Origin of the sequence: Flagellimonas crocea (assembly GCF_033441595.1) — a bacterium.
In the GTDB taxonomy this organism is placed as follows: domain Bacteria; phylum Bacteroidota; class Bacteroidia; order Flavobacteriales; family Flavobacteriaceae; genus Flagellimonas; species Flagellimonas crocea.
Genome location: NZ_JAUZVX010000003.1, coordinates 469,538 through 490,271 on the forward strand (window position 1 = coordinate 469,538; position 20,734 = coordinate 490,271).

Consider the following 20,734-nt stretch of genomic DNA (forward strand, 5'->3'; position numbering starts at 1 on the left):
TCTACAGCCTATTTTGAGGCGAGAAAAAACCAGGAGTTATTGCTTTTATTTTATTACTATACTCTTTTTCGGTTAAAATCTTACCTTTTAAAGGTTTAATATCAAGACTCTCCGACTTCATAATTTCTATTTCTGTTGCATAAAAAGTAAAATGGGTATCTCTAAGCTCCAAAATAAGACCAGGTAAACTATTGAATTCTTTAGGACCAAATTGACCTGGTAACTGAGGGCAGTACCATGCAACAATTTCGAAATTAAATGTTCCTACCGAATTTTCAACTGTTTTATTTTTGGTTGCTTTGAAGGTTTTATGTTTTCCTATAAATTTAGACTCATTGGTCAATTTCCAATTCCGGGAATCAATTGGGGACTTGATCAGAATTTTTTCTCCATACGCATCTGTTTGTCTATAAACAACATTTTGTTCTAAATTAGTATAATATCTACCTTTGGACACAATATTTTCCGCCCAAGACTTACCCAAAGGCGAAATGTCATTTTCCAATGTCGTAGCTATTTCAAAAACCGATTTGCTATCTGAAAATGACAAGATAAAAGTAACATCCTCACCTTGCTTATGAAGTTTATCGAAAATTTCATCTCTGTTTTCAGTAAATTCAGATTCAATTTCGGTAAACCCATATGTTACTCTTCCAGACTGGATTTGAGTTTGACCGTTGACCTCCAAAATAATCATGGTAAATAAAGTCAAAAATATAAGCGACTGCTTCATACAACCAATGGTTTAATTTGGGCGAGAAAACTTAAAATCAATTCTCTCACCCAGTTATAATTATTTACATTTTAATTACATGTTAACATCCCCCATTGAATATCCTTCACAGAGTGCGTAACTTACATTCATATACCATGTAGATGCCTCATCACTTAGCCCCGCTGCATGTGCTTGCTGACCAACCATGAGGGCCTGATCCATGCAATCTTTGACTTCTGCTCTTGAGAAATTTGCATTTAAATTAATGGTAAACAACATAATTGCGATTACCATAATGAAACTAATTTTCTTCTTTTTAAAAAAATTAATGGATTAATACCAGTTTTCTCTTACCATTAATTTTTGCGCAAAAACGTAAGATTGACTTCAATCTATGTAAAAATTACCTTTCAAAACCCTCAAAATCAATGGATACCCATTTTGGTTTGACTGATGGTGGTTTTGAGTTGATGGAATGCAATTACAACTTATATGAAATTTTAAACATCACAATCCTTGGCATGATGGCTGTGAATTGGTCAGTGATCAGAAAATCGGAAAAGGAATTCTGTCTTTTAAACCTCACATCATAAAAATTGTTTACCGAGATTTCAAATCCCCAAGGGCTATCTTCTTGTTGATAGAAGAGTGAAGCATTGGCCACATCAAATACATTGGTCAGGTTTTGTGCTTCATTGGTGTATTTCGTTCGCTCATAATCCCCCTTCAAATGAAAATCATTGAAAAATATATAATCAAGGTTTGCGAAGACACTTGAATTGGTAAAGATGTTTTTACTCGTTGATGTGGAAAAAACCGATGGTTTGTGTGTGTAACCCAACTCGATATTGGGCCATTTATCAAAAAGGGTCTCTACCTTTCCGGTGGCAGAAATGGAGCGGGACAGGTTTTTGGACACATTGTCGTTCACCAATTGGAAAAACTCGTTATAGCTCCCCCTACTTTCAATGCTAAGTTTTATTTTATTGATTCGCTTCCCAAATCTAAAGTTGGCGTTTATAGAGTTTTCGGGCTGGTTGAACATGGTATAGGTCACAAATTGATTGATGCCATCCAGTACCGTGGTGTTCTTTACACTTTGTGTTCTTTTATTATAGGTCAAACCTACGTTCAGGTTCAAACCACGGAACAGACTGAACTTATAATAGCTCAAGGAATAGGAATGGTTTCTTCCATTTTGCAAGTCGGGTGCGCCCAATCCTACCGAATTAAAAGATCTCAATATAAAATTGGCTCCCAACTGGTCAATGGTCGGGAATTGCATTCGTTGCCTGTATCGGAATCGTATTTTCTCGCTACTATTGAACTTCGCCTCTGCGTCAAAAGCGGGCAGCAAAACTTGGGTGCTATTGTTTACAGAAATCCCTTCTTGATCATTGTCCCAAATGTAATTATGATAAAATAGCCTTGATTTTACCGTAAAGATACCTGCCAAGAATTTATATTCCATCCCTAAAAATGTATCATTGAAGCGATAATCAATCTGGTTTCCGAAGCCATTTTCTGAAAAATCGTTGACACTTGTATTGGAAAGTTGTTGCCTTTCGTTGCTTGTAAAAGCATCAAACTTTGCGTTGGTGCCAAAAGTGGTGTAGATATGGTTAAAGTTGTTGAGTACCCAATAATCCTTCAATATCAAATCAAATGATGTTGTCTGCGTCTCTTTTTGTTGAAAAACTTGATAGGAATCGTCTTCTTCCAAAGGAATCAGTCCTTGCAAAAAAACTTGGTCCGTTTCCCAAGTATTCTCCGGAGTGTTGTTTTGAAGTGCTAGGGAAGCTTCCAAGCTAAATGTCTGTGCTCTTGAAAAACGCTTGCTGTATTCCACATTCTGTTTGAATTCTATGGCTGAAACATTCTGAAGGGTATTGAAAAAAGTATTTTGATTCTCACTTTCTGTCAAAATGGTTCCTTGCCCCTTATTCTCTGTAAGCTTTATAAAGGAGTTTACCGTTATATTCTCCTCCCCATTGGGTTCGTGCTCCGCGGTTGCTTTACCTATCAAAAAGAAATTATCGAAATCATTCTCTTCCGCTCTGTCCTCATTAAGCAATCCATCGGAATTGTTATAAATGTTCAAGGTAATGCTTTCCGTTTGTGTACTGCTGCTATTGGCAATCACATAACTATTGATGTCCGTTTTGGGCGAGACCGTTTGTCTCAGATTGAAAGCCCCAAAGCGATTGGTGTTGGCCCTGAAATCCGTGTTGTTCAAAAATTGGGAGAAATCGTCCCGGCTCAGGGAAAAATAGCCGCCAATATCGTCCATAAGCTTGCCAAACCCTCCATTGAACTCCAAATAATCGGAAAAGGAGAAGCTTTTGACCCCAATATTGTTCAGGTCCCCGATAAAATTGATATTGGTGTTGGGGCTATAGTAAAACAGGTTGGGATGCACCAAATAGCGGTCTTTGATGCCTCCACCCGCTTCCATATCGCCAAAGGCAAATTTCTTTTTGTCTTCTTTAAGTTTGATGTTGAGGGCAAGCTCATCGGAATCCTGCAGTCCTTTGAGAAATCCAATTTTGTTATAGTTGTCCAATACTTCAACCTGATCCACGGCATCGGCTGGGATGTTGTTTACCGCAAGTTTGCTATTGCCCGTAAAAAAGGTCTTGTCCTCCACGAGCACCTTGTTCACTTTTTTGCCTTGGGCGGTCACATTGCCTTCACGGTCTACCTCTATCCCTGGTAGTTTTTTAAGGACTTCGCGCAGTTTGCGTTCCTCTCCCGTAACAAAGGCATCGGTTTGGTAGGTTATGGTGTCCTCTTTTACTGTTATGGGAATCTTGTACTCAAGCACTACCTCATCCAGATCATTGGTCCTTGGCACCATCATTACATCCTTGGTGGCATCTTGGGTCGCGGTATAATCAAAAGACAGTTTTTGGTAACCGAGATAGCTCACTTCTATGGAGTAGGCCACCTCTTTTTCCAAACGCAGGACATACTCGCCTTTATCGTTGGTAATGGCAAACTGGGTGCGCTCGCCATTATTTTTGGGGAAGGCCAAGATGTTGGCATTGACCATTGGTGAAGTGTTGGTGCTATCCATTACAGTGCCCCTTAGGGTAACATTTTGCCCCAATAAGTTGATGGGACTAAAACAAAGAATATAAATCAATAAAAAATATCGGCTCAATATAATTTGACTATTTCATGTAAATTACCTTCCTCCAAATCGTTCTTTGGCTATTTTGGTTCCAATTGCATCAAATTCTGCTTGTGTTATAGGTTTTTTACCTTTAGGTGGAGCTATAAGCTTACGTTGCTTTTCGTCCAATTGACCCAAGCTTATTTTATCTGCATAAAATATTCTATCCTTTTCATGTAATTCCAAAATTAAACCAGGCAGGCCAGAATAATTTTTAGGGCCAAAGGGCAAGTTTATTTCGGGAGCATACCAAGCAATAACCGGAAATTCAAATCTTCCTTTGCTATTATTTACAACGTAAGTCGTAGTGGCTTTATAGCATAAATATTTACCAATGCTCTTACTATCTTTAGTTAGCTTCCACCCATTTTTAATTACAGGATGTTTTACAATAAATTTCTCTCCAAAAGCTGGTAAATCCTCATAAACCGTCCCATTTTCAAGATTTGTAAAAAACTCGCCTTTTGCACCAAGAATGGTCAATGCAATATCAGCTCCTTTTTCTGCATCATTTGTCAACAGTTTTTCTCTATAAAAAAGTGACTCCTTTGCATAACCTAAAAGTTTAAAATCTATGAACTTTACATTATCATAAGCTATTTTATAAATGTCCTTTAAAACCTCGGAAACTTCAGTTTCAACAAGGTCGACCTTGTACGTGACCTCTACCGAGTTTTGTTGTGCATGGACAACCGCAGCACAATTCAGAAATAAAACAAATAAAAAATATTTCATTTTAGATGATTTTTAAGCCCTCTACATCTAATCAAGAAGGGTGAACTCATAATTAATTATACCTGCATATGCTTTATGTTCACCATCTGCAAGCTCTATGGCGATCTATTCTCCAATTATTCTTTGCATTACTTTTTTAATTGGGAATGGGTCTTATTTTCTGAAGAAGTTCAAAATATTCGTTTTCACTCATTTCTTCTCCTTTTTCCATTTTCAGTTCCTTTTGATCACTGAGTTCTGTGTAGATCTCAATTTTATTGGCATAAAAGAAAAGCTTTCCATTCATAGAGCCCTCCAAAACCAAACCTGGGAGACCATCAATCCCTTTCGGTCCAAAGGGCACGTTAATTTCTGGGGCAAACCACGCAATTGGAGAAAAAGTTAGCTTCTTTTTTCTTCCTGGGTCATATTGTTCTTTGTAGCCAACAGCTTTGTAACACCTATACCCCTTTATGTTTTTAGTTTCTTTGGTTATTTCCCAATTCAGTTCTTTAGGGTCATAAACGACATTTATTTTTTTTCCAAGGTTTTGAACATGTTGTATTTTTTTTTCTTTGGTCCTATAGTAAATCGAGCTACCTCCTCCATGATTAATTGCCAACCGATACATTATGTCACTTTCCCCAACTTCGAGCTTTTTATCATATTGATAAACACCCAATTTACCATTTGACACCAATTCAAACTCCAATTGCGAATAGGCCTCGTATAGTTTCTCAATCATGGCCCTGTGTTTGGTGGATTTTGAATTATCATCAGACTCAACCTCTATCTTATAAACAATCTTTAGCTTTTCTCCTCCAGATTGTGCTGATGTTTTAACACAATTACTTATGATTGCCAAGCAAAGAATTATTAAATATTTTTTGCCCACTTTAAATTATAAAATAGTTTACCATCCCCTGTCCAACTGCGCTTTAACCTTATCACCTTCTTTTTTGTATTCTTCCTCGGTCATGGTTTCGATATTGGTTGGCCAATCTATTTTTACTTCTTTTTTGGGGTTTAGCTCAACTTTGCTCGCCGTGTAAGTGGCTATGGGCAATTGTAGTTCCAAAATTAGGCCAGGCAAGTTGCCAACGTAATCTGCTGGGCCAAAAGAAACAGGGATTTCTGGAGAGTACCATGCTATTATCTCACGATTTTTTCCTGCGATTTCTTTTACTAAAACAGCTTTGTTACAAATGAACTTCCCAAATTGTTTCTTTTCCTTGGTCAAAGCCCAATCTTGTTTTTGTACTTCCGATTTTACATTATACTTCCTACCTTCATAAGAGGTCTGCAATATTTGTTCGCTGTGGGCCAGGTTAGTAAAATAGGTTCCCTTAGAAGTAAGATACTTTACAAACTCGTCCAATTCTTTAAAATCGGAAATACTTAGCCCTTTTTGGTGTTGAAAAATACTTTCTTCACCGTTGAACAAAAGCTGTAATTGAATATTCTTAGCCGCGTCAGCGGTTATTTTATGCATTTTTTTTAGTCTTGGAGATATTTCCCCTCCATCCAAGCTGTTCTCATAAAAACTTTCCATACTAACTCTATATGATACTTTTCCATTTTTAACCTGAGAACTTGATATATTAATCCCGAAAAGTAAAAGACCCAAATAGAATATAATTTCATTCTTCATAATTTCTTGATTAAATAGTACACCTGAGAAATTTTCAGGCGTACTATCCATTTAATAATTCTTAAATATGCGATTACATCATCTCACATAATGCCAATGCCACAGTAAATGCTTTCCCTGCAGCAAATCCATCTCCTGTTTGATCATAAACATGGTCTGCATAATCAAAAGCTAAACCTTCACAATCAGTAGGCACCTCAAATGTTGCCGCATTCAAACTATTAGCGGCAAAACCAATAGCAAAAACAGTACTCAATAAAAAAATCCTTTTTTTCATTTTCAAAAAGTTTAATAGGTTAAGAAATCAGTTTTACTTACTTCAAGATTTGCGCAAAAAATGTAAGATTTAGGTCAAGCTATGTAAAGATTATCTTTCAATACCCTCAAAATCAATGGATGCCCCTTTTGGGTTGACGGATAGTGGTTTTGAATTGAAGGATGGGTAATTCTGAGATTTTTTCAAAAGAAAAATCGTGTCGAGAAGTGGAAATCGACAAAATCCCATGCATTTTCTCGAATTGACGGGATTTGAAAAGAAAAGAATATATAACAGGTTGGATTAATCCCGCTCCAAAGAAAAATCGGAATGTTCCTTTAATTGGGCGTCGAGTTCTACAGAAAAGGCCTCCATTTCTTCTGTGGAGTAGTTGTACGCTTTCTGGAATTCCTCAAAAACAGGTTCCTTGTATTTACGAACACTGTCAATGTCAAAATACAGTCGGCCCGTTCTTCTTATAAAAAAGTCCAAGGGATTCAGTGCCATTTCGTGCGCTATGGTGAATCGGGCCTCGGCCCTTATCAATCTTTCTTTGGGTTTGTCACCTTTTATCTTGGCATACAGTTCTAAAATGAACTCGGTTTGCTTGCCATACGTGGTCACCAAATACCATGCATCATACTTGCTAAATCCATCGGTTTGTAGCTGTTCTTGAAGGTCGGCAATGTATTTTTTAACGTGTTTGAACTTTTTAAAATCGTTCCCACAAAGTGGAATCTTGTCCGTAGTGCAATGCTCCAATTTTGCGTCGTGGTCTTCCTCCATTTTTTTGGCGACACGATTCACAGCTCGCTCGGCCATTTTCCGGTATCCTGTGAGCTTTCCTCCCGCTATGCTGACCAATCCCGTATCGGAAGTGAAAATTTCATCTTTTCGTGATAATTCGGAGGCTGATTTCCCCTCTTCATGAATCAAAGGACGCAAGCCTGCCCAAGAGGAAATGATATCATCCAATTCCAATTCAATGTCCGGAAACATATTGTTTACAGCTGAAATCAAATAGATGGCATCGGCAAGTTCGGTGGTCACGTGGTCCTTGTCCGAATTATAGTTAGTGTCGGTAGTCCCGATGTAAGTTACTTTGCCACGCGGAATGGCAAACATCATCCGCCCGTCGGGAATATCGAAATAAACGGATTGCTTCACAGGAAGTTTTTCCTTTGGAAACACCAAATGGACACCCTTGGTCAAATGCAATTGCTTCCCCTTTTTGGATTGATTGACACTTCTAAGTTCATCCACCCATGGCCCTGCCGCATTGATCACATATTTGGAGAATACGTTGTACTCATCCCCAAAAACCTCATCCGTGAATTTTACCCCGGCTACCTTGGCCTCTTTATAGATAAAGTCGTTGACCTTGGTATAGTTGAACAGCTCCGCCCCAAATTGAAGACTGGTCTTTAAATTTTCAAGGGTCAACCGGGCGTCATCGGTTCGATACTCGGCATAGTAGCCTGCTCCGTTCAAAATCTTTTTGGGCAAAAGGGGCTCCAATTTCATGGCCTCCTTTTTCTCTAGCATCTGGCGTTTATCATCCCCGGAAACTTGAGCCAAGATATCGTATACCTTCAGTCCGATGGATGTCAACCATTTTCCATAGGAACCCCCCTCGATGAGCGGCAGCAACATTTTTTCCGGGAGTACCAAATGTGGGGCTAGTTTATGTACAATGGCCCGTTCGGAACCTACTTCTTTCACCAGCCAAAAGTCGAACTGCTTTAAGTAACGTAATCCGCCATGAATCAATTTGGTGGATTTACTGCTGGTACCCGATGCAAAATCACCTTTTTCGAGCAACAACACCTTCATGCCGCGAGAAGATGCATCCAAAGCAATTCCTGCACCCGTGATTCCCCCACCAATTACCACCAGGTCATAGATAGAGTTGGCCGCTTTTTGCAGTTTGTCCTTTCTGTCGATATTGGAAAAAGCAATGTTCTCGCCCATGTTTCTATGTATTGAATTCGTACTCGCGTTCCACCTTGCAAATCCTGACCTTGTACCAGGAATACCATGTTTTTATCCCGTTTTTCTGGGCCTGTCGATGGTCCATATTGGCTTTCCAATCCGCGATGGCTTTCAGACTTTCCCAGTAGCTTACCGTGATTCCCAGTCCGTCCCTGGCACTCTCAATATCCAAAAAACCGGGCTGCTTTCTGGCCAAAGTTTCCATTTCTTCCGCCATTTGAGCGTAACCTTGGTCCCCAGGGGTTCTAAGGCTGGTAAAAATTACAGCGTAGTATGTCTTTTGTGGTTCCATTTAGCTGATGTACTCTTTTTCCAAGAAATAATTGACCAGTGCTTCCTTCATCAAAATGGCCTGCTCACCTGCTTTTAAGGGAGGTAGTTGTTCTTTTATTTTATAGTGGGGCCATCCGTCCTCATCAAAAAAATCAAAATCGTAGTAACCGTAGGGTTCCAGCAATCTGCAGATGGCAATATGCATCAAATTGACCTTTTCGTCCTTTTTAAATTTACGATGAAAATTGCCCAGTTCCTGAACTCCGACCAAATAAACGATCCCATCCAATTCAAGCGGGTCGCCATCGGAAAATTGGGCGGACAGTTTCTCCACCAAAAATTCCCATCGTTCCTTTAATTGCTCGTCTCTTGACATGTGTTTTACTATGAGTACCAAAGGTACAAATCAATATTCTATATTTGTTAAAACCCTTGTATGAGCTTTTTGGATATTATCATCGGAATTCTGTTGGTGTGGGGCCTATACAAAGGCTTAAAAAATGGCCTTTTTGTAGAATTGGCCTCTTTGATTGCCTTGATTGCCGGAATATACGGTGCCATACATTTTTCGTACATCACGGGGGATTACCTTGCCGAACAGTTTGATTGGAGCGACCAATATTTGAAAATTGCCGCTTTTCTGATCACTTTTTTTGCTATCATAATTGTGGTGAACCTAGCAGGAAAGTTCCTGACCAAGATTGCCGATTTTGCCATGCTTGGATTATTGAACAAAATTGCTGGGGGCATTTTTGGTGCGCTAAAGGTCGCCGTAATTTTGGGGGCATTCCTCATTTTCTTCGAAAAGCTTTCCTCTCCCTTGGGACTGATCAACGAGGAAACCAAAGAAGAATCCGTTTTCTATGAGCCCATCAAGGAAATTGGGAATTTGGTATTTTCCTATGTTTTTGATGATGAAGAAAACACTCCTTCCGATGAAATCGAAACCAACGAGGAAATCATCTGACATCTTCCTCTTTTATCGATAAAACGCCTGTTTTGATCAATGAAAATCATATTTGACCTCAGCCATCTGTATTTCAACGTGATAATCTGTCCAAACATGGAAAATTCATTGAAAACAAGGAAGTCTCCACTAGATTAGCAAACGAGAACACTAGGGAACTTAGAACACTCCCGATAACAACCCGAAAATGAAAAAAATACATGGCACTTTGCTGCTCGTGGTGTTTTGTATTGCCCTATCCAGTTGCAGTACATCCACCACTCAAGAAGAAGAGCAAGAATACGTGGAGGCTGCATTTGGCAACGACAAAGCTCCCATTGATCCTGTTGCAATTGAGAACGATCTGATGGATTTGGTAAACAACCATAGAGCCACCATTGGGCTCAAAGTTTTGGAAAATAGCGCTCCATCCTACAAATACGCCGAGGAACATAACGTTTACATGATCTCCAAAAATAGCTTGAGCCACGACAACTTTAACGATAGGGCTTCCAAAATCGCTCAAGAAACCAACGCCGTAAGCGTTTCGGAAAACGTGGCACGATATTACACCTCCGCGGAAAAGACTCTGGAAGGATGGCTCAACAGCCCAACGCACAAAGAAGCAATGGAAGGCGATTTTACGCACACAACCTTGAGCGTTCAACTGGATAAGGACGGAAGGCCTTATTACACACAGATTTTTATTAAAGTGCAATAACCAAACTGTACCAATATAGGAAAGGACCTGCCAGTTGGTGGGTCTTTTTTGTTAATCGCTATGTTGCCATCAAGGTTTTTTTTACCTTTCCTAAAATCTTTGAACATGGCAGTAAAAGCACCTTTCAATCTCACCAAATGGGTCGAGGAAAACCGCGACTCCCTCAAACCCCCGGTGGGCAACAAAAATTTGTACAAAGAATCCGGCGATTATATTGTAATGATCGTTGCGGGACCAAATGCAAGAAAGGACTATCATTATAACGAGACCGAGGAACTTTTTTATCAGCTCGAGGGCAACATAGAGGTCCACATACAGGAAGATGGAAAGAAAAAGACCATGAAACTGGGCCCCGGTGACATGTACCTGCATCCTGCAAAGGTTCCGCATTCCCCTGCACGTCAAGAAGGTTCCATTGGATTGGTGGTGGAACGAAAACGGTTCGACCTAGATGCCGAAGATGGCCTATTGTGGTTCTGTGATAACTGCAATCACAAACTGTACGAGGTTTATTTTAAGCTCAACGATATCGAAAAGGACTTCTTGGGCCATTTTAAGCATTTTTACGGTTCCGAAGAATTACGTACTTGTGATAATTGTGGCACCGTAATGCCCGTGGACGAACGTTTTATTGCTAAAGAAGAATGATCCTCCTTTTCGCAAAGATCATCATTGGTATCGTGGCATTGCTGCACCTCTATTTTTTATGGCTGGAAATGTTCGCATGGACCACCAAGGCAAAAAAGGTGTTCCGCACCTTTCCCGATGAACTTTTTGAACCCACAAAAACATTGGCGGCCAATCAAGGCCTCTACAATGGATTTTTGGCAGCAGGCCTTCTTTGGTCCCTGATTATTCAGGACGATGCATGGCAAATCTATGTGGGGCTTTTCTTTTTGGGCTGTGTGGCAATCGCCGGGATTTATGGTGCGGCTACGGCATCAAAAAAAATATTTAGGGTCCAAGCGCTCCCGGCATTGATAGGAATACTGCTATTATTGGTGAATCAATTCCTGTAAACCGTTTATAGGCTTGAAGATTATTTGTAATATTGTAAAAATATAACAATTCACTTGTAAAAAGTTATAAATGTCAAAAATAGCAACTGCTTTTGGAATAGAAGATGCCCTTAAGGAATTGGGGCTCAACAACACAAACAACGGAACCTCAACCGGAGAAAATTGGTTTTCCAATGGGGAAATCATAGAATCGTACTCCCCTGTTGACGGCGCCCTAATCGGCAAAGTAAAGGCCACTACTCGCGAGGACTACGAGAAAGTAATAAGCACCGCCCAACAAGGATTTAAGAAATGGAGAACTATGCCCGCCCCGCAACGTGGCGAGGTTGTCCGAAAATTCAATGATGAGCTGCGTAGATTAAAGGAGCCGTTGGGAAAATTGGTATCCTATGAAATGGGCAAGAGCTACCAAGAAGGTTTGGGCGAAGTTCAGGAAATGATAGACATCTGCGATTTTGCCGTAGGTCTATCGCGCCAATTGCACGGACTTACCATGCACAGCGAACGTCCGGGCCACCGCATGTACGAGCAATACCATCCGCTGGGCGTGGTCGGGGTCATTTCCGCCTTCAACTTCCCCGTAGCTGTCTGGTCATGGAACACCGCTTTGGCCTGGGTATGTGGAGATGCCTGTATTTGGAAGGGCTCCGAAAAAACACCGATGACTTCCGTTGCCTGTCAAAATATAGCGGCCCGTGTATTTTCTGAAAATGGGGTGCCCGAAGGTATTTCTTGTTTGATCACCGGCGATTATAAAGTTGGCGAATTCATGACCAAAGACGAACGAATTCCATTGATTTCGGCTACAGGTTCCACCAGAATGGGAAAAATTGTTGCCAAAACTGTGGGAGAGCGACTCGGAAAATCCTTATTGGAGCTTGGCGGGAACAATGCGATTATAGTAACACCCGATGCCAACATTAAGAACACCGTTATCGGGGCAGTATTCGGAGCTGTAGGAACCTGCGGACAACGCTGTACCTCCACACGCCGATTAATCGTTCACGAAGATATTTATGATAAGGTCAAAAATGCCATTGTAGACGCCTACAAACAGATACGAATCGGTAACCCTTTGGACGAAAACAACCATGTTGGTCCATTGATCGATAAAGATGCCGTTACAAATTATTTGAACGCACTCGAAAAAGTAGAGGCCGAGGGAGGGAACATCTTAGTTGAAGGAGGAGTCCTGGAAGGTGAAGGCTATGAAAGTGGCTGCTACGTGAAACCGGCCATTGCCGAAGCCGAAAACCACTTTGAGATTGTTCAGCATGAAACCTTTGGACCCGTACTGTACATTATGAAATATTCAGGCGACCTTGAAAATGCCCTTGATATGCAAAACGGAGTAAGACAGGGGCTTTCTTCCGCGATAATGACAAACAACCTGCGTGAAGCAGAACGCTTTCTCTCCGTTGAAGGTTCCGATTGCGGTATCGCTAACGTAAACATCGGTACTTCGGGAGCTGAAATTGGAGGTGCGTTTGGTGGTGAAAAAGAAACTGGTGGAGGAAGAGAGAGCGGTTCCGATGCTTGGAAAATTTACATGCGACGACAAACCAACACCATAAATTATACTACTGAGCTTCCATTGGCACAGGGCATTAAGTTCGACCTATAAAATAAAAAAGCCGCCCATTTGGATTTCACACTAAATGGGCAGTCTTTAAAACCAACTTAACTAACTCAAACTTAACTTTAAAACCCCGCTCCAATGCCGTAACTTTGTCGGGAGAAACAGGGTTCTTCACCTAATATTGAGTCTCAAATTTCAAAATATTTTGTCGACAAATTAAGGAGTATCTTACCATTGGTTGTAAAAAGTGTATGGTTGGTATCTTTTGTTTTGTTTTTGGATTTGGAATTTTCTTACAAAGCCAAGGATTTGCCCAAAAAATATCTCTTTCCCTATATTTATTTTAAAAAATTAAGATTTTTTTAATACTTTAATGAGTGATTGACATCACTAACAGATTAAATCATGGAATGGGAGGTTTCAACTATATGGTATTGGATTATTTTGGCCATAACGGGAATCGTTTCCGCAATCCTTGGTTATTTTTTCGGAAAATCGGATGTCCCTTCTGTATCACCAAAATCCAACGAGCTCCATAGTCTAGAAATAGAAAATGCGAAGTTGAAAACCGATCTGGACCTTTGCCGAAAAAGATTGGACAACTATACCTTAAAAACCAAGCAAGTCGATACTGTTGGGAATTTGGGCGCCTCAAAAAAAGAGCAATCCTTGTTCGACCCAAAAAAAGCCAAAGCCGCTTTTGGAAAAAGCATTAAAGAGAATGATCTTAAAATTGTAGAGGGCATCGGCCCCAAAATTGAAGTGTTATTTCATGATTATGGCATAAAAACATGGAAAGCACTGGCTGAAACGTCTGCCAATAAGTGCCAGGAGGTGCTGGACTCAGGAGGAAAACGGTATCGTATCCATGACCCCGCATCATGGCCCATGCAGGCTAAAATGGCCTCCGAGGGCCTATGGGAACAATTATTCCAATGGCAGGAAAAACATAGGGCAGGTAAATATTGATAAAACAGGTGCTTACGAATTTACACAATTACAGACCGACCTGTCTTTCTACAACATTCCGTTGGCCTCTACCCACTTGAATCGGTATTGATCTTGTGAAAATTGCATACGCTCCGAGATTCGTTGCAACCTCTCCGGAAGCTTCATGAGATATACCCTGGCCTTTTCCGCTTGGTCGGACAACCCTCTCAAATTTCCGATTTCCCAATAATCGTTCAGCTTTTTCAGGATATCGATGTAATCCTGTGCCGTATATACTCCCAAACGCTGGGCACAATTGGAAAACTGCTCAAATGCTTCACCAATGCTTCCTCCGGATTCCCTTAAAAAGTGTGCGGGCATTACTATTTTTTTCTTCATCATATCGGCAAAGGCCAATACCATTCCATCGGGATCTTGCCCCATAATGGTCTTTACAAACTCACGGTATGCCAGATGGTGTCTCATCTCATCACCGGCAATAATGGTGCACATTTTTGCCAGCAGATTATTTCCTTTCTTTTTTGCCATCTTCCCCACTCTCTTATGGGATATATTGGTGGCCAACTCTTGGAAAGTGGTGTAAACAAAATTCTTGTAGGGATCCCTATCGGTTCCAATGTCGAACCCATCGGATATAAGATGTTGCGTAGTTACTTCAATCTCTCTCATGTTCACCCGCCCGGACAGATAAAGGTATTTGTTCAGGACATCACCGTGCCTGTTCTCCTCGGCAGTCCATGCACGTACCCATTTGCTCCACCCATTGTCCTTGCCATTGTGCTGGTCTATACCCTCCACATCCATTAACCAGGACTCATAAGTGGGTAGCGCCTCCTCGGTAATGGTATCGGCAACAAGGGTGACCCAAAAATCATATCCAAGTTCCTTGGCCTCACCGCGGATTTTCTCTACCTCATCAAAAAAATGATCGCTCTGTGAATCGGGCAAAAAATCTGTAGGTTGCCATATCTTTTCAGCGGGGATAAGAAATTCATCGATATACCCTCCTACTTTGGGTTCTATCGCTTGCATCACTTCCAATCTTACATTTTTCGTCGACATAATACGGGGTTTTTTACAAAGGTCATTATAAAAAAATGAATGAGTGTTAATTTCTTCCTATTTCGCCAGGATAAAACGTGTGTACGGGGTCGCTTTGCCAATATTCCTTGGTCTCAACATCAAGCATTGTCAAACCTCCCATAAATGCGGCACCAGTGTCCACGTTCCAAACATTGGCCTTGTTCTGTGGTTTTACAAACTCTTTCTTAGAAAGCGGAGTGTGGCCAATAAAAACTTCCTTGTAATGCGTCAACCTTTTTGGAAACTTGGGGTCGGTTGGCTTTAGACTTGGATCTAGCGCAGTGGCAAGTTCCCATAGTGTTCTATCCCAATAAAAGGATTGTTGAAAATACTCGTAATCTATTCCCTTGAGGTTGGTGTAGCCTGCATGCAGATACAATCTGTTATCATTCTCCAAATGATAATTTTTGAGACTTTTATAAAACTTGATATGCTCTTCCCATTTGTCCCTATCTGCATTTAGGTAACTGTTTCTTGTAGCAGTTCCGCCATGGGCCAACCACTGCGGGTTTTCATTTTGGTCGACCAGCCAGGCCCTGCAAAGTTCATCATGGTTGCCCCTGATAAATGTACAATGGTAATCGCTTTGCAGTTGAATCAAAAAGTCCACGGTTTCCACCGCCGTGCTCCAGCCATCTACATAGTCGCCCAAAAAAATAATATGATCTTTCGGAGATATTTTGGCTTTTGTCAAAAGTTGTTCCAAAGCCCTTACCCCGGAATGGATGTCGCCCACTACAAGTGTTCGCATAAAATAGTTTTTGACAATATTACATACAAATGGTTTGCCGATGAAAAATCATGGCGGCTTTATAACGTATTTAACCTCTGGTTTAAATAAACCTAACTCTTTTTTGGACGTGGTATCATTTTCTGTGTACCTTAGAATAATCCGAAGTGATATGAAAAAAGTATACTGCATTGGTGAAGTTTTGATAGATTTTGTTGCCGAAAGGCAGGGAAGCGACCTATCCAAAGCGAACGAATTCACCAAAAAAGCAGGCGGAGCCCCAGCCAATGTGGCCTGCGCCATAGCAAAATTGGGCGGGAACGGAATTTTTATCGGATGTGTAGGTGATGATCCGTTCGGCAAATTTCTATTGGAAACCTTGAAGAACGAAGGAGTGGATGTTTCGTTGGTCCAACTTTCCCATACCTTTACCACGCTTGCATTTGTCTCGTTATCGGAAGATGGGGAACGTGATTTTGTTTTTAGCAGAGGCGCCGATAAGGAACTTACCTATAACCCAGACCTAAGAAAAAATCTTGGCGGGAATATACTTCACTTGGGAGCGGCGACCGCTCTTTTGGGGGGACCATTGGAAAAAACATACAGCAAATACCTTTTTGATGGCCTTACCAAAGAAATGTTCATCTGTTTCGACCCCAATTACAGAAGCGACCTTTGGAAGGAAGATGAGGAAACCTTCATAAAAAAATGTATGCCCTATGTGCAGAAATCACATTTGTGCAAGTTCAGCCAGGAAGAAGCACAACTGATTTCGGGGAAGGAAGACCTACATGAGGCATGCGATGCCCTGCATAAGGTGGGAACAAAAATAATCACCGTTACTTTGGGAAAAGAAGGAACCTTGCTGAGCATGAACGGCAACAAAAAAGTAATTCCCAGTGTAAAAGTAAACCCTGTTGACACCACAGGTGCCGGCGATGCCTTTATCGGATGCCTATTATACCAAATTTCGGATTTGGGCAATTTTGAACCTGTTTTCGAGGATTTCTCATTGCTTGAAAAAATGGTCGCTACCGCCAACAAGGCCGGTGCCATTACCACTACCAATTACGGAGCCATTGTGGCATTGCCCACAAAGGACCAGCTCGATAAATAAATGAACCAAGCCAGCTTACATAAACTAATTGCACAGAAAGAAAAGGATGCCGAAAAGCTCTTTGAGCTGCGATTGGCCACTAACCTTACCTTGATTCAAAAGCAGTTCTTCTCCTTATACCCCGAAGAACATCACGAAAAAGATTTTCAGAAACTGTTGAGGCTTCTTCCGAAATTGTTTGCGGAAAGGCCAGACCACTTAAAAAAACAAGATCTTGAGCGTATCAACGCAGCAAATTGGTACCAGTCCGAAAAGCTCATGGGGATGCAGCTTTATGTAGAAAATTTTAATAAAGACCTTAAAGGACTTCAAGAAAAAATACCCTATTTCAAAAAACTTGGGATCAACTTTTTGCATTTGATGCCCATTACTACAAGGCCAAAAGGCGAAAGTGATGGTGGATACGCGGTGAACAACTATCTGGAAGTGGACAAAAAATACGGTTCCAAAGAAGATTTACTGGAATTGACCAAGGCCTTTCGCAAAAACGGTATCTACTTGATGCTGGATTTTGTTGTGAACCATACCTCCTACGAGTTTTTGTGGGCCAAAAAAGCAAAGAAAGGGGATAAAAAATACCAAAGTTACTACTACACCTACGAGGACTTTACCATCCCAGCAGAATTTGAAAAAACCCTGCCGGAGGTATTTCCCGAAACCTCGCCAGGCAATTTTACCTATATCCCCGAAATGGAGAAGTGGGTAATGACCGTATTTAACAGCTACCAATGGGACCTCAACTATACCAATCCCGAAGTATTTTTGGAGATGCTCACCAATTTGATAAAGCTAACGGATTTGGGTGTGGATGTAGTCCGTTTTGATGCGCTTGCCTTCCTTTGGAAAAAAATCGGCACTATTTCCCAAAACCTGCCCGAAGCACATAACCTCATATCCCTGTTCAGAATGTGCCTTCAAGTGGTGGCGCCTGGCACCATTCTTTTGGCAGAGGCCATTGTGGCCCCCACTGACATTGTAAAATATTTTGGGGAAGAGGAAAAACGGGGCAACGAATGTGAAGTGGCGTACAACGCATCCTTAATGGCACTATTATGGAATTCCATCGCCACCAAAAAAACACAATTGCTCTACAAAAGCTTGATGCACGTTCCGCCCAAACCAAAGGATTGCACGTGGATCAATTACATTCGTTGCCATGACGATATTGGATTGGGGTACGAAAACCATCTGATCCAAGAACTGGGCTGGAATCCCGAAATGCACCGCAAATTTTTGTTGGACTATTATTGCCAACGATTGGATTGGTCACCTGCCACGGGAATGCTTTTTATGTACAACCCAAAAACGGGAGATGGTCGCATCACGGGAAGTGCAGCTTCTTTATTGGGACTTGAAAAAGCCATCAAAACCAAAAACGAAGCGTTATTGGAAGAGTCGGTAAAGAAAATTGTTCTGCTGCACGGCATCACATTGGCTTTTGGCGGCATTCCGTTGATCTACGCTGGGGACGAAATTGGAACACTGAACGACTACTCCTTCCAAAATGATGCTTCCAAAAAAGAGGACAGCCGATGGGTGAACCGCCCGATGCAGGATTGGGAAACCATCACAAACTTGGACAAGGAGGATTCACCCCAATCCAGAATATTCCATTCCCTTCAGAGACTCATCAAAATAAGAAAGGAAAACACCGTTTTTGCCGACCATAACAATCTTGAACTGTACCATACAGGAAATGACCATGTTTTTTCTTTTGAAAGGACAGAGGACAAAAAAGGGCTATTGGTCATCTGTAATTTTGATGAAAACCCACAGGTTATTGATAGTGCTTGGATCAAAAAATTGGGCTATTTCAGTAAAGGAGAGCCGCTGGATTTGGTATCCGACGAAAAAATGGGCTTGAACAGTGCTCTTTTGGAACTAATGCCCTACCAGATGCTCTGGCTAATGAAATCCTAGGCATACCTGACCTTTCGCAATATCCGTTGCGACTCTTTCAGCGATTGGTATATGTGGCTATCATATGCTTTTAACAATGCCCGTGCACCGTCCATTTTATCCTTGGCCTCTTCAAAACCGTTCAAATAACAAATGAGGTATGTCGCGGGAAGGTGTGTCATATCCGTGTGTTCGGAATCCGTGAGGGGAATATGGCTTTCCAGCTTTTTGAGCAGGGCATTGTTCGTGTTGTACACGTGGTACAACGTTTTTTTATCAAACTGTGGCGGTTCAAATATCAATTTATTGTTGATGGTATACTTCCCATTGTCCGAAAACGTGATCGTCATTTCTTCCAACGGGTAATATTTCTGCTGAGATCCCAAACCCAGTTGCACATATTCCAGCGTTTTGAAAGAATCGTCATCGTAATCAATGGTAATTTCATCCAAAGCCGAATAGAACAATTTTACCTGTTCGTTGATGAGTTCAATATCCACTCGGGAATAATAGATCTTTCCCTTTACTTTTTTCTTGTTGCCTGCCCAACAGACGACAAACTGCTCTTTGAACACTTTGTAATCGCTTGTTAAATCCGGATGCCTTGTATTGAAAAAATTCAATACGGCGTCCAAAGTATACTCGATATTGTTCCGGGCATGCTGCTCAATGGTAGCGACCTTTTCGGAATTGATGTCCTTCAACGTTATATCAAAAGCTTTGGGCAGGCTGATGCTGCCTTCACGAAAGAAAACGGCTCCCCCGTAGTACTTCCAGATATTTTTGCGCAGGGCACAGACCTTTCCGTTCGACCTGATGGTGACCAACCCGACCACCTTACCTTCGGGCAAGTGGGGAAAGGGAATATTTTCATAGGAAATCAGAGGTGGGTTGTCCAAATAGGCATTGACAAGGTTTTGGATTTTGCTGTCATCAAAAAAATCAACGCCAACAATCGTATTGTCCTCATCCTCCACTCCGATCACGATAAAGGAATTGTTTTTGGGGTTGCTGTTGGCCAAAGCGCAGACATGCTTTAAAAACTTGGCCTTGCCTTCCTTTTCTCCAATGGATATAAAACGCTTTTTGTCGTAAAAACTATTCTCGTCGTTGTGGGCCAATAAGTTTTTTACGAGTAGGCGTTTGTTGATCATAATTCCTTGTTCACAATTGTGCTGCTGGCTTGTGCGGTGGGCATTACCACAAGGTCGGCAATGTTCACGTGATAGGGACGGGTGACCACGAACAGAATAATATCCGCAATATCCTCTGGTCTTAAGGGTTGAAATCCTTTGTATACGTTAGCTGCCCTTTCCGAATCTCCCTTGAACCTTACATCGCTGAATTCCGTTTCCACCAAGCCCGGGTTTACGGCACCCACGCGAATTCCGTATGCATTCAGATCTATCCGCATACCTTGGTTGATGGCATCCACGGCATGCTTACTGGCACAGTATACATTTCCATTGGGGTACACTTCCTTCCCTGCCGTAGAACCGATATTGATGATATGGCCTGATTTACGTTCCGTCATTTTCGGGATGATGGCCTTGGACACGTAGAGCAATCCTTTTACGTTAATATCCAACATAGCATCCCAATCATCCGGACTGCCTTTATCAATCGGGTCCAGACCGTGGGCATTCCCGGCATTGTTGACCAAGATATCTATTTCGGAAAATTCCTTGGGCAAACTTTCTATGGCCGAGAAAACATCCTCACGATTTCTGACATCAAAATTAAGCGTGAAAATGGCCGTATCTCTTCCCAACTCATTTCTGAGTTGCTCCAAGCGTTCCTGTCTCCGCCCACAAAGAATGAGATTGAAACCTTGCTTTGCAAAAAGTTTGGCCGTTGCTTTCCCAATTCCGCTCGTTGCCCCTGTTATCAATGCTATTTTTGCCATTTTCAAT

At 41.4% G+C, this 20,734-nt stretch carries 21 protein-coding genes; 8 read left to right on the forward strand and 13 right to left on the reverse strand.

Annotation, left to right across the window (positions count from 1 at the left end; genetic code table 11):
* Window position 1: 1 nt before the first annotated feature.
* The 9 genes from SD449_RS11535 to SD449_RS11575 form a co-directional block, all read right to left on the reverse strand.
* The gene (locus SD449_RS11535; protein WP_318310761.1) at window positions 2-733 is read right to left on the reverse strand and encodes a GLPGLI family protein; all 732 of its coding nucleotides are present in this window, start codon (window positions 731-733) and stop codon (window positions 2-4) included.
* A 463-nt stretch (window positions 734-1,196) separates the two neighbouring features.
* Window positions 1,197-3,878 (reverse strand): carboxypeptidase-like regulatory domain-containing protein, encoded by a 2,682-nt coding sequence (locus SD449_RS11540; protein WP_318310762.1) that lies wholly within the window; start codon window positions 3,876-3,878, stop codon window positions 1,197-1,199.
* A 24-nt stretch (window positions 3,879-3,902) separates the two neighbouring features.
* A complete protein-coding gene (locus SD449_RS11545) occupies window positions 3,903-4,625 on the reverse strand; it encodes a GLPGLI family protein (RefSeq protein WP_318310763.1) in 723 nt (240 codons plus the stop codon).
* A gap of 136 nt (window positions 4,626-4,761) precedes the next feature.
* Window positions 4,762-5,499 (reverse strand): GLPGLI family protein, encoded by a 738-nt coding sequence (locus tag SD449_RS11550; protein WP_318310764.1) that lies wholly within the window; start codon window positions 5,497-5,499, stop codon window positions 4,762-4,764.
* An 18-nt stretch (window positions 5,500-5,517) separates the two neighbouring features.
* Window positions 5,518-6,306, reverse strand: coding sequence for a GLPGLI family protein (locus tag SD449_RS11555; RefSeq protein ID WP_318310765.1), 789 nt, complete (start codon window positions 6,304-6,306; stop codon window positions 5,518-5,520).
* 22 nt (window positions 6,307-6,328) lie between these two features.
* A complete protein-coding gene (locus SD449_RS11560) occupies window positions 6,329-6,532 on the reverse strand; it encodes a hypothetical protein (RefSeq protein ID WP_318310767.1) in 204 nt (67 codons plus the stop codon).
* 282 nt (window positions 6,533-6,814) lie between these two features.
* Window positions 6,815-8,482 carry a glycerol-3-phosphate dehydrogenase/oxidase gene (locus SD449_RS11565; RefSeq protein WP_318310768.1) on the reverse strand — a complete coding sequence of 556 codons (1,668 nt, stop codon included), beginning with the start codon at window positions 8,480-8,482 and terminating at the stop codon, window positions 6,815-6,817.
* A gap of 4 nt (window positions 8,483-8,486) precedes the next feature.
* Window positions 8,487-8,795 (reverse strand): antibiotic biosynthesis monooxygenase family protein, encoded by a 309-nt coding sequence (locus tag SD449_RS11570; RefSeq protein ID WP_318310769.1) that lies wholly within the window; start codon window positions 8,793-8,795, stop codon window positions 8,487-8,489.
* Window positions 8,796-9,152, reverse strand: a complete 357-nt coding sequence (locus SD449_RS11575) for a hypothetical protein (RefSeq protein ID WP_318310770.1) — start codon at window positions 9,150-9,152, stop codon at window positions 8,796-8,798.
* 60 nt (window positions 9,153-9,212) lie between these two features.
* Here SD449_RS11575 and SD449_RS11580 point away from each other — a divergent pair, with 60 nt between their 5' ends.
* From SD449_RS11580 to SD449_RS11605, 6 genes are all read left to right on the forward strand, one after another.
* Window positions 9,213-9,743, forward strand: coding sequence for a CvpA family protein (locus tag SD449_RS11580; protein ID WP_318310771.1), 531 nt, complete (start codon window positions 9,213-9,215; stop codon window positions 9,741-9,743).
* A gap of 187 nt (window positions 9,744-9,930) precedes the next feature.
* Window positions 9,931-10,443, forward strand: a complete 513-nt coding sequence (locus tag SD449_RS11585; protein ID WP_318310773.1) for a CAP domain-containing protein — start codon at window positions 9,931-9,933, stop codon at window positions 10,441-10,443.
* A 105-nt stretch (window positions 10,444-10,548) separates the two neighbouring features.
* Complete coding sequence (locus SD449_RS11590; RefSeq protein WP_318310774.1) at window positions 10,549-11,091, forward strand: 3-hydroxyanthranilate 3,4-dioxygenase; 543 nt, start codon at window positions 10,549-10,551, stop codon at window positions 11,089-11,091.
* On the forward strand, window positions 11,088-11,462 hold the full coding sequence (locus SD449_RS11595; protein WP_318310775.1) for a DUF1304 domain-containing protein: 375 nt from the start codon (window positions 11,088-11,090) through the stop codon (window positions 11,460-11,462). Before SD449_RS11590 ends, SD449_RS11595 begins: the two co-directional genes overlap by 4 nt.
* A 70-nt stretch (window positions 11,463-11,532) precedes the next feature.
* Complete coding sequence (amaB, locus tag SD449_RS11600) at window positions 11,533-13,086, forward strand: L-piperidine-6-carboxylate dehydrogenase (RefSeq protein WP_318310776.1); 1,554 nt, start codon at window positions 11,533-11,535, stop codon at window positions 13,084-13,086.
* Window positions 13,087-13,446: 360 nt separating this feature from the next.
* A complete protein-coding gene (locus SD449_RS11605) occupies window positions 13,447-14,010 on the forward strand; it encodes a hypothetical protein (protein WP_318310778.1) in 564 nt (187 codons plus the stop codon).
* Window positions 14,011-14,058: 48 nt separating this feature from the next.
* On the opposite strand, the gene SD449_RS11610 is transcribed toward SD449_RS11605, so the two are convergent.
* Complete coding sequence (locus SD449_RS11610; RefSeq protein WP_318310780.1) at window positions 14,059-15,054, reverse strand: acyl-ACP desaturase; 996 nt, start codon at window positions 15,052-15,054, stop codon at window positions 14,059-14,061.
* A 46-nt stretch (window positions 15,055-15,100) separates the two neighbouring features.
* On the reverse strand, window positions 15,101-15,826 hold the full coding sequence (locus SD449_RS11615) for a metallophosphoesterase family protein (protein ID WP_318310781.1): 726 nt from the start codon (window positions 15,824-15,826) through the stop codon (window positions 15,101-15,103).
* A gap of 151 nt (window positions 15,827-15,977) precedes the next feature.
* On the opposite strand from SD449_RS11615, the gene SD449_RS11620 reads away from it, so the two are divergent.
* Both SD449_RS11620 and SD449_RS11625 read left to right on the forward strand, forming a co-directional pair.
* Window positions 15,978-16,922: a carbohydrate kinase family protein gene (locus SD449_RS11620; protein ID WP_318310782.1), complete on the forward strand. Its 945-nt coding sequence runs from the start codon at window positions 15,978-15,980 to the stop codon at window positions 16,920-16,922.
* On the forward strand, window positions 16,923-18,842 hold the full coding sequence (locus SD449_RS11625) for an amylosucrase (protein WP_318310784.1): 1,920 nt from the start codon (window positions 16,923-16,925) through the stop codon (window positions 18,840-18,842). It abuts the gene before it with no gap.
* On the opposite strand, the gene SD449_RS11630 is transcribed toward SD449_RS11625, so the two are convergent.
* Both SD449_RS11630 and SD449_RS11635 read right to left on the reverse strand, forming a co-directional pair.
* A complete protein-coding gene (locus SD449_RS11630; RefSeq protein WP_318310785.1) occupies window positions 18,839-19,975 on the reverse strand; it encodes an ATP-binding protein in 1,137 nt (378 codons plus the stop codon). The genes SD449_RS11625 and SD449_RS11630 overlap by 4 nt on opposite strands.
* Window positions 19,972-20,727: an SDR family NAD(P)-dependent oxidoreductase gene (locus tag SD449_RS11635; protein WP_318310786.1), complete on the reverse strand. Its 756-nt coding sequence runs from the start codon at window positions 20,725-20,727 to the stop codon at window positions 19,972-19,974. The genes SD449_RS11630 and SD449_RS11635 overlap by 4 nt, the downstream gene beginning before the upstream one ends.
* Between the last annotated feature and the right edge of the window lie 7 nt (window positions 20,728-20,734).

Coding starts and splice junctions, on each gene's coding strand:
- SD449_RS11555 (WP_318310765.1), bottom strand. CDS start 6,306: ATGGATAGTACGCCTGAAAATTTCTCAGGTGTACTATTTAATCAAGAA.
- SD449_RS11535 (WP_318310761.1), bottom strand. CDS start 733: ATGAAGCAGTCGCTTATATTTTTGACTTTATTTACCATGATTATTTTG.
- SD449_RS11620 (WP_318310782.1), top strand. CDS start 15,978: ATGAAAAAAGTATACTGCATTGGTGAAGTTTTGATAGATTTTGTTGCC.
- SD449_RS11615 (WP_318310781.1), bottom strand. CDS start 15,826: ATGCGAACACTTGTAGTGGGCGACATCCATTCCGGGGTAAGGGCTTTG.
- SD449_RS11560 (WP_318310767.1), bottom strand. CDS start 6,532: ATGAAAAAAAGGATTTTTTTATTGAGTACTGTTTTTGCTATTGGTTTT.
- SD449_RS11630 (WP_318310785.1), bottom strand. CDS start 19,975: ATGATCAACAAACGCCTACTCGTAAAAAACTTATTGGCCCACAACGAC.
- SD449_RS11610 (WP_318310780.1), bottom strand. CDS start 15,054: ATGTCGACGAAAAATGTAAGATTGGAAGTGATGCAAGCGATAGAACCC.
- SD449_RS11585 (WP_318310773.1), top strand. CDS start 9,931: ATGAAAAAAATACATGGCACTTTGCTGCTCGTGGTGTTTTGTATTGCC.
- SD449_RS11580 (WP_318310771.1), top strand. CDS start 9,213: ATGAGCTTTTTGGATATTATCATCGGAATTCTGTTGGTGTGGGGCCTA.
- SD449_RS11570 (WP_318310769.1), bottom strand. CDS start 8,795: ATGGAACCACAAAAGACATACTACGCTGTAATTTTTACCAGCCTTAGA.
- amaB (WP_318310776.1), top strand. CDS start 11,533: ATGTCAAAAATAGCAACTGCTTTTGGAATAGAAGATGCCCTTAAGGAA.
- SD449_RS11595 (WP_318310775.1), top strand. CDS start 11,088: ATGATCCTCCTTTTCGCAAAGATCATCATTGGTATCGTGGCATTGCTG.
- SD449_RS11635 (WP_318310786.1), bottom strand. CDS start 20,727: ATGGCAAAAATAGCATTGATAACAGGGGCAACGAGCGGAATTGGGAAA.
- SD449_RS11545 (WP_318310763.1), bottom strand. CDS start 4,625: ATGAAATATTTTTTATTTGTTTTATTTCTGAATTGTGCTGCGGTTGTC.
- SD449_RS11590 (WP_318310774.1), top strand. CDS start 10,549: ATGGCAGTAAAAGCACCTTTCAATCTCACCAAATGGGTCGAGGAAAAC.
- SD449_RS11575 (WP_318310770.1), bottom strand. CDS start 9,152: ATGTCAAGAGACGAGCAATTAAAGGAACGATGGGAATTTTTGGTGGAG.
- SD449_RS11565 (WP_318310768.1), bottom strand. CDS start 8,482: ATGGGCGAGAACATTGCTTTTTCCAATATCGACAGAAAGGACAAACTG.
- SD449_RS11625 (WP_318310784.1), top strand. CDS start 16,923: ATGAACCAAGCCAGCTTACATAAACTAATTGCACAGAAAGAAAAGGAT.
- SD449_RS11605 (WP_318310778.1), top strand. CDS start 13,447: ATGGAATGGGAGGTTTCAACTATATGGTATTGGATTATTTTGGCCATA.